Consider the following 7,242-nt stretch of genomic DNA (forward strand, 5'->3'; position numbering starts at 1 on the left):
GCCCTCGGGCGCCCCCGCCCTCGGACGCCCCCGCCCCCGGTCGCCCCCGCCCCCGGTCGCCCCCGCCCCCGGTCGCCCCCGCCACCTGGCCCCAGCCGCCCCCGCCCCCGCGCCTGCGTCCCCGCGACCACCTGCGCCCCCGCGACCACCTGCACCCCGGCCGATCTCGCCCCCCGGTCAGCTGCGACCCCCTCCACCCGCGCCGCCGCCCCCGCCCCTCCACCCGCACCGCCGAAGCCCTCACCCGCGCTCCAGAACCCCGCCCGCCCCCGCTGCGCTACGGTGGCGGTGGTCCGCACGGGAGTCCGGGGAGTACCGGACTGAGAGGGAGCGTGAGGCGCTCCGACCGTCGAACCTGATCCGGGTCATGCCGGCGCAGGGAGCGTGAGTGCTGTGGCGCGCAAGCGAGTGACCGTCCTCGGCGGCGGTGTCATCGGGTTGTCGATCGCCTGGCGGGCGGCTCAGGCCGGGTTCGCCGTCGCGGTTCGCGATCGGGGGTCCGCGCACGCGGGCTCGTGGGTGGCGGGCGGGATGCTCGCGCCGGTCAGCGAGGCGTGGCCCGGTGACGAGGCGGTGCTCGCGCTCGGCCTGGAGTCGATCCGCCTGTGGCCCGGCTTCGCCCGCGAGCTGGGCGTGCGGCTCAACACCGCGGGCACCCTCGTCACCGCCGTCGACGCCGCCGACGCCGCCGTCCTCGACCAGCACGCCGCGCACCTCGCCGCCCACGGCCTGGAGTTCCAGGTGCTCGGTGCGGCCGGGCTGCGCGAGCGGGAACCTGGGCTCGGGCCGTCCGTCCGGAGTGGACTGAACATCCCCGGCGACCTCGCCGTCTCCGCCCGCACCCTCCTCGCCGCCCTGCGGACCGCCTGCGCCGAGGCGGGCGTGCGCTTCACCGGCGTCGCCGAGTCCGAAGTGGACGGTTCGACCACCGTCATCGCCGCCGGGGCCTGGAGCGCCGAGCTGCACCCCGCCCTGCGCGACGTGATCCACCCCGTCAAGGGCGAGATCCTCACCCTCCTCGCCCGACCCGGCGCGCTCGAAGCCCCCGAGCGCACCATCCGCGCCCAGGTGAGGGGTCGCGCCGTCTACCTGGTCCCGAACGAGACCCGCTCCGGCCTGCTCGTCGGCGCCACCCAGTACGAGGCCGGGTTCGACCCGACCGTCCGCGTGCGCGGCGTCCTCGACCTGCTCACCGACGCCGAGGAGGTCTGGCCCGCCCTCACCGAGTACGCGCTCGCCGAGACCTCCGTCGGCTTCCGCGCGGGCAGCCGCGACAACACCCCGCTGATCGACTGGCTCGAACCCGGCGTCCTCGCCGCCACCGGCCACCACCGCAACGGCGTCCTGCTCGCCCCCGTCACCGCGCGCCGCGTCGTGGAGCTGCTCGGGGAGGCGGCGTGAGGGCCCGGCTCAACGGCGTCGAGCGCGACCTCCCCGACGGCGCCACCGTCGCCGACGCCGTCACCGCCCTCGGCGCGCCCACCACCGGCGTCGCGGTGGCCGTGGACGGCGAGGTCGTCCCGCGCGCCGCCTGGGACCGGCCGCTGCGCGAGCACGCCCGCGTCGAGGTCATCACCGCCGTGCAGGGAGGCTGACCGTGACCGACCCCTCCGACCCCCTCCGCATCGCCGACCGCGAGTTCACCTCCCGCCTGATCACCGGCACCGGCGGCGCGACCAACCTGACCGCCCTCGAACGCGCCCTGCGCGCCTCCGGCACCGAGCTGACCACCGTCGCCCTCCGCCGCGCCGACGGCTCCGGCGGCACCGGTGTCCTGGAGCTCCTGCGCCGCCTCGGCATCGACCTCCTGCCCAACACCGCGGGCTGCCGCACCGCCGCCGAGGCCGTCCTCACCGCCCGGCTCGCCCGCGAGGCCCTCGGCACGTCCTGGGTGAAGCTGGAGGTCCACGCCGACGACCGCACCCTCCTCCCCGACCCGGTCGAGACGCTCGACGCCGCGCGCCGCCTCGTCGCCGACGGCTTCACCGTCCTGCCCTACACCAACGACGACCCGGTCCTCGCCCTGCGCCTGGAGGACGCGGGCTGCGCCGCCGTCATGCCGCTCGGCTCGCCGATCGGCACGGGCCTGGGCATCCGCAACCCGCACAACCTGGAGCTGATCGTCGCCAGGGCGTCGGTCCCGGTGATCCTCGACGCGGGCGTCGGCACCGCCTCCGACGCCGCGCTCGCCATGGAGCTCGGCTGCGCCGCCGTGCTGCTCGCCACGGCCGTGACCAGGGCGCAGGACCCCGAGCTGATGGCCTCCGCCATGCGGTCGGCGGTGCGCGCGGGCAGGTGGGCGCGCCTGGCGGGCCGGGTGCCGAAGCGGTTCTGGGCGCACGCGTCCAGCCCTGCGCCGGACGCCTGAACGGTGATCGGCTTGTCGGTGGTGCAGGGGGCACCCGGCATGATGGATGCTGAACACCCGTTTTGTCCGGAGGAGGGGCCGCCGGTGACCGACCTGGAGGACGCCACCGCGCGTTTGTACCTCACGATCGGCAGGCTTTCCCGGCTGCTGCGCCGGACCGGCTCACCGGGGCTCGGCCCCGGCGCGGTCTCGGCGCTGGCGACGCTGGCGCGCTGCGGCCCGATGCGGTTGGGGGACCTGGCGAACAAGGTGGGCGTCGCGCCGCCGACGCGGTCCCGGATCGTGGCGACGCTCGTCGAGGCCGGGTACGTGCGCAGGGAACCGGACCCCCAGGACGGTCGGGCCTGGCTGGCCAGTCCGACCGACGAGGGGGTCGCGATGGTGTCCGGCGTGCGGTCCGCGCGCGTGCAGGAGCTGAGGGCCCGACTGGAGACCCTCAGCCCCGAGCACCGCGACGCGCTCGTGGGCGCGCTGGGCGCGCTGGAGGCCCTGGTCGAGGAGTAGGCGCGGACCGGTGCGCTACGCGGGGAACCGGTAGCGCACCAGCCGCCCGGCGTCCCGCAGCCTCGGGATCGCGCCGACGATCCCCAGCTGCACCCGCCCGGCCACGGGCAGCCGGTCCCGCATCGGCAGCTCGGTGCTGCGCACCGACTCCACCAGCTCCAGCCCCCACGCCTCGGGCCCGGTCGGGTCGTCCAGCCCCCACCGCAGCACCGCCCCAGACCGCCGCACGGGCGGCACGAGCTTCTGCAGCCTGATGCCGATCGTGCCGTAGACGTCGAACATCAGCTCCCCGGACGGGAACCGCCCGACGGCCCGCCGGACCAGCCCCTCCACCTCCGCGCCGGACAGGTACATCGACAGCCCCTCGAACACGACCGCGGTCGGCCGGTCGTCGGGGATCGACTCCCACAGCTCGGGCGAGGTCGCGGACGCCCCGACGAGCCGGTAGTCCCCGCCCGGCGGCGGGAGCACCTTCTCCCGCACCGCCACGACGTCCGGCAGGTCGACGTCCACCCAGCGCACGTCGGGGCCGGGGGAGAGGCGGTGGGCGCGGGTGTCCAGGCCGCAGGCGAGGTGGACGACGGTGGCCCCGTGGCGCGCGGCCAGGAACTGCCGCAACCACCGGTCGAGCTGCCAGGCCCGGATGGCGACGCCGACGGCGGACGTCGTCGTCATGCCGGTGCCGGGGAAGTCGTAGTCGAGGCGGGCGACGGCCTCGGCGGCTGCTGCGTCGTTCAGGACGGAGTTGGGGCGGGCGCTGTCGAGCGCTCGTCCGTGCAGCGTGGCCAGCATCGTCTCCTGCGCTCCGGTGAGCGTCACGCGCACGCGATCCATCGGCCCGAGCGTAGACCGGAACCGTTGGCGCGACAGGGGTTTCCGGCACAGCGGTCCCGGTGCGACGAGCGCGGGCCCGCTCCGGTCAGACCTGCGCCTGACCGCCGTCCGCGAACAGCTCGACGCCGGTGACGAACGAGGACGCGTCCGAGGCCAGGAACAGCGCCGCCGACGCGATCTCCTCGGGCTCGGCCATCCGCCCCAGCGGCACCTGCTCCCGCACGTACTGCTCGATCATCGGCCCGCCCGCGCGCATCAGGCCGGGCGTGCGGGTGGGGCCGGGGCTGAGCACGTTGATCCGGAACTGCCGTTCCTCGGACTGCGCCGCCCAGTTGCGCACCAGGTTCCGCACCGCGGCCTTGGACGCGCTGTACACCGCGAGGGCCGGGTTGGGCCGGGTGCTGTTGCTGGACCCGATCACGATGATCGACGCGCCCGCCGACAGCAGCGGCAGCGCCTTCTGGATGGTGAACAGCGTGCCCTTCACGTTCACCGCGAGGGTGAGGTCGACGCCCTCCTCGGTGTGCTCGCCGAGCGGGGCGTCGGCCGCCAGGCCCGCGTTCGCGACCAGCACGTCGACCCGCCCGGCCTCGGCCCGCACCCGCTCGTAGAGCGCGTCCAGCGCGGCCGGGTCGGCGACGTCGGCCCGCACCCCGGTGGCGGCGGCCCCGATCGCGGCGACGGCCGCGTCGAGCCGCTCGGCGTCCCGCCCGGTGACGAAGACCCGCGCGCCCTCGGCGGCGAACCGGTGGGCCATGGCCAGCCCGATCCCGCTGGAACCCCCGGTGATCACGGCGACCTTGTCCTGCAACACGCCCGGCATGGGTGAACCCCTCGTTCTGGAATGGATCGTCCAGAACCTAGCCGGTTGTGGACGAACGAGTCAAGAACGGGTAGTTTCGGCGCCGTGCCCAGGCCCAGGAAGTTCGACGAGACCCAGGTGCTGGAGCTGGCGCGGGAGCAGTTCTGGACCACCGGGTTCGCGGGCACGCGCATGGACGACATCGCCCGCGCCACCGGTCTGGGCAAGGGCAGCCTCTACGGGGCGTTCGGCGACAAGGAGGCCCTGTTCCACCGCGTCTTCGACGACTGGTGCGGGGCGATCGTCGCCCTGGCCGAGGAGCACCTGAGCGGCCCGGACGAGGGCGCGCTCGCGAGGCTGGAGGCCTACGTCCGCTTCGTCGCCGCGAACACCGCCGCCGACGTCGGGCGCCGGGGCTGCTTCCAGGCCAAGGGGACCGCCGAGCTGGCCGCGTCCGACGAGTCCGTCGCCGACCGCTCGGCCACCACCCTGCGCGCGGTGCTCGGGCTGCTGAGCCGGGAGATCGCCGCCGCCCAGCGCTGCGGCCACCTCGCCCCCGGAGCCGACCCGGACGCGCTGGCGTCGCTGCTGCTGGTCGTGGTCCGGGGCGTCGAGGCGGTCGGGAAGGCGGGCCTGGGCGCGGAGGCCGTGACCAGCGCGGCGGACACCGCGCTGGCGCTCCTGCCCAGGCCCTAGCGCGCTCAGCCGGTGGCGCGCACCGCCGCGAGCACCAGCTCGGCCACCACCTCCGGCCGGGACACCGCGACCGCGTGCGAGGCGTCGACCCGCGTCGTGGTCGACCCGGCGCGCTCGGCCATGAACTCCTGCGAGGCCGCCGGGATCGCGTTGTCCTGGTTCGCGACCAGCGCCCACGACGGCAGCGAGCGCCACGCGGGCTCGCCGTCGAGCCCGCCCGCCAGCGCGGCCTCGGCCACCGGGCGCTGGGTGGCGGCCAGCACGGACGTCGCGCTCTCCGGCAGGTCGGCCGCGAACACCTCGCGGAAGTCCCCCGGCTTGATCGACAGCTCCGGCGCGCCCTCGTGCACGAGCACGTCCAGGGTGTCCGGGCCGAGCTTGGCGCCGGGGAAGCGGTTCGCCAGCTCCAGCGCGCTCTCGCCGGTGTCGGGCTGGAACGCCGCGACGTAGACCAGCGCCCTCGCGCCTGCGACGTCCCGCGCCGCGCGGGTGATCAGCGCGCCGCCGTAGGAGTGGCCGACCAGCACGACCGGGCCTTCGACGCCGTTGGCGACCGAGGCGACGTAGCGGGCGTCGGGCTCCAGGCCGCGCAGCGGGTTCGCGACGGCGACGACCGGGACGTCCTCGGCCTGGAGCCTGCGGACGACGTCGGTCCAGCTGGACGAGTCGGCGAACGCGCCGTGGACCAGGACGACGGTGGGGGTGCTCATGGTGGGGACTCCTCGCGTCCGTTGCGGTAGAAAGAACGATCATTCTTCCTCTGGACGAGACTAGCCCTCCGCTCGCGGTGGTCAACGTGGGCGATCACACGGTGCAGAACGACCGGTCTTTCTCTAGGGTGGGGGGATGACGACTGCCCAGGTCCGGGACGAGCACCCCAGGGAGAGGCTGCTGCGCACCGCGACCCGCCTCTTCTACGCCGAGGGCGTCCACGCGGTCGGGGTGGACCGCCTGGTCAAGCAGGCCGCCGTCACCAGGGCGACGTTCTACCGCCACTTCCCGGCCAAGGACGACCTCGTCGCCGCGTACCTGACCGAGGAGAGCCTGCGCATCCGCGAGGGCATGGCCGCGCTCACCGAGGGCCGCCCGCCGCGCGCCGCGCTCGTGGCGATGCTCGCCGAGGTCGGCGACGCGACCTGCGCCGACGGCTTCCGGGGCTGCCAGTTCCTCAACGCCGCCGCCGAGCACCCCGACCCGGCCCACCCGGTCCGCGCGGTCGTGGACGAGCACCGCCGCTGGTTCGCCGGACGCCTGCGCGAGCTGGCCGCCGAGGCCGGTTGCCCGGACCCGGACCACGTGGCCCGCGTCCTGGTCCTGCTGCGCGACGGCGCCCTGTCCGGCGGCGACCTGGACGACCCGGCGCTCGTGCGCGCCACCCTCCGCCGGGCCGTCGAGGCGGTAGTGCCCGAGCGGTAGTGCCCGAGCGGTAGTGCCCGGTGAGGGGGTCTCGCCCCGCGGCGTGAACCGGTCCGCACCCCGGTTCCCCGCCGCGCGTTCGCGCCAGCAGGGAGGGGGCCGGTCCCGCGCGGTCCCGAGTGGGGATCGACAACCCGTTCCGGTCGTGCCGGTCGGGCTGTTCTCCCGCGCCTTCGTCCTCGCCGTCGCGGCGCTCCTCGCCACGATCGCGAGCGCGGGGGAGCCCCGGCAGCGGTCCGCCCCGTCTGGTGATCGGCGAGGTGGGCGCGAGCGGGGAAACGCCGGTCGCGAAGTGCCGCGGCGGCACCGGGGTGGCCACCGGAGGCTTCGCCTCGGCGAGCCTCGGCCAAGCCAACGGCGGGGATCTGCGACTTCGTCATCGCCTGCGCCCCGGCGTCTCCCGAGCGCCCGCCGCCTCGCCACCGACGGCTAGTCGACCGCCAGCACGATCTTGCCCCGGATGTGCCCGCGCTCCGCCCTGGCGTGCGCGGCGGCGGCGTCCGCGAGCGGGAAGACGCTGTCGACCCCCACCCGCACCGCGCCCGACCCCAGCAGCGCGCCCAGCTCCGCCAGCTGCGCCCCGCTCGCCCTGACCTGCGTCGCCGAGACGGTCACCTCCCGC

10 protein-coding genes and 1 riboswitch are annotated in these 7,242 nt (G+C 75.8%); of the genes, 6 read left to right on the forward strand and 4 right to left on the reverse strand.

The genetic code is table 11. The features are described 5' to 3' along the window. The first annotated feature begins 287 nt into the window (after positions 1–287). Positions 288–399, forward strand: a riboswitch (TPP riboswitch). From thiO to ACTUAL_RS18045, 4 genes are all read left to right on the forward strand, one after another. After that, entirely contained in the window at positions 394–1,401 is a 1,008-nt protein-coding gene (gene thiO / locus ACTUAL_RS18030) for a glycine oxidase ThiO (RefSeq protein ID WP_096491263.1), read from the forward strand. (Overlaps the previous riboswitch by 6 nt.) Further along, entirely contained in the window at positions 1,398–1,595 is a 198-nt protein-coding gene (gene thiS / locus ACTUAL_RS18035) for a sulfur carrier protein ThiS (protein WP_096491264.1), read from the forward strand. The genes thiO and thiS overlap by 4 nt, the downstream gene beginning before the upstream one ends. Positions 1,596–1,597: 2 nt before the next feature. Beyond that, positions 1,598–2,368, forward strand: coding sequence for a thiazole synthase (locus ACTUAL_RS18040; RefSeq protein ID WP_177154471.1), 771 nt, complete (start codon positions 1,598–1,600; stop codon positions 2,366–2,368). Between the two features lie 84 nt (positions 2,369–2,452). Further along, positions 2,453–2,872, forward strand: coding sequence for a MarR family winged helix-turn-helix transcriptional regulator (locus ACTUAL_RS18045; RefSeq protein WP_440901084.1), 420 nt, complete (start codon positions 2,453–2,455; stop codon positions 2,870–2,872). A 15-nt stretch (positions 2,873–2,887) separates the two neighbouring features. Here the strand turns inward: ACTUAL_RS18045 and ACTUAL_RS18050 are convergent, their stop codons facing one another. Both ACTUAL_RS18050 and ACTUAL_RS18055 read right to left on the reverse strand, forming a co-directional pair. Continuing rightward, the gene (locus ACTUAL_RS18050) at positions 2,888–3,706 is read right to left on the reverse strand and encodes a class I SAM-dependent methyltransferase (protein WP_440901085.1); all 819 of its coding nucleotides are present in this window, start codon (positions 3,704–3,706) and stop codon (positions 2,888–2,890) included. A gap of 85 nt (positions 3,707–3,791) precedes the next feature. Then, positions 3,792–4,529: an SDR family NAD(P)-dependent oxidoreductase gene (locus ACTUAL_RS18055; RefSeq protein ID WP_440901086.1), complete on the reverse strand. Its 738-nt coding sequence runs from the start codon at positions 4,527–4,529 to the stop codon at positions 3,792–3,794. 84 nt (positions 4,530–4,613) lie between these two features. Here ACTUAL_RS18055 and ACTUAL_RS18060 point away from each other — a divergent pair, with 84 nt between their 5' ends. After that, the gene (locus tag ACTUAL_RS18060; protein WP_440901087.1) at positions 4,614–5,204 is read left to right on the forward strand and encodes a TetR/AcrR family transcriptional regulator; all 591 of its coding nucleotides are present in this window, start codon (positions 4,614–4,616) and stop codon (positions 5,202–5,204) included. A 5-nt stretch (positions 5,205–5,209) separates the two neighbouring features. Here the strand turns inward: ACTUAL_RS18060 and ACTUAL_RS18065 are convergent, their stop codons facing one another. Next, positions 5,210–5,914, reverse strand: coding sequence for an alpha/beta fold hydrolase (locus ACTUAL_RS18065; protein ID WP_440901088.1), 705 nt, complete (start codon positions 5,912–5,914; stop codon positions 5,210–5,212). 136 nt (positions 5,915–6,050) lie between these two features. Between ACTUAL_RS18065 and ACTUAL_RS18070 the strand changes: the two genes are divergently transcribed. Further along, the gene (locus ACTUAL_RS18070; RefSeq protein WP_096491271.1) at positions 6,051–6,620 is read left to right on the forward strand and encodes a TetR/AcrR family transcriptional regulator; all 570 of its coding nucleotides are present in this window, start codon (positions 6,051–6,053) and stop codon (positions 6,618–6,620) included. A 429-nt stretch (positions 6,621–7,049) separates the two neighbouring features. Here the strand turns inward: ACTUAL_RS18070 and ACTUAL_RS18075 are convergent. Further along, the coding region (locus tag ACTUAL_RS18075; RefSeq protein ID WP_440901089.1) for a zinc-binding dehydrogenase at positions 7,050–7,242 on the reverse strand (193 nt) is incomplete at its 5' end.

This window comes from Actinosynnema sp. (assembly GCF_052038725.1).

What these genes read in the sequence shown, in the direction of transcription:
- ACTUAL_RS18050 (WP_440901085.1), bottom strand. Translation starts at nt 3,706, where the DNA reads ATGGATCGCGTGCGCGTGACGCTCACCGGAGCGCAGGAGACGATGCTG.
- ACTUAL_RS18065 (WP_440901088.1), bottom strand. Translation starts at nt 5,914, where the DNA reads ATGAGCACCCCCACCGTCGTCCTGGTCCACGGCGCGTTCGCCGACTCG.
- ACTUAL_RS18055 (WP_440901086.1), bottom strand. Translation starts at nt 4,529, where the DNA reads ATGCCGGGCGTGTTGCAGGACAAGGTCGCCGTGATCACCGGGGGTTCC.
- ACTUAL_RS18070 (WP_096491271.1), top strand. Translation starts at nt 6,051, where the DNA reads ATGACGACTGCCCAGGTCCGGGACGAGCACCCCAGGGAGAGGCTGCTG.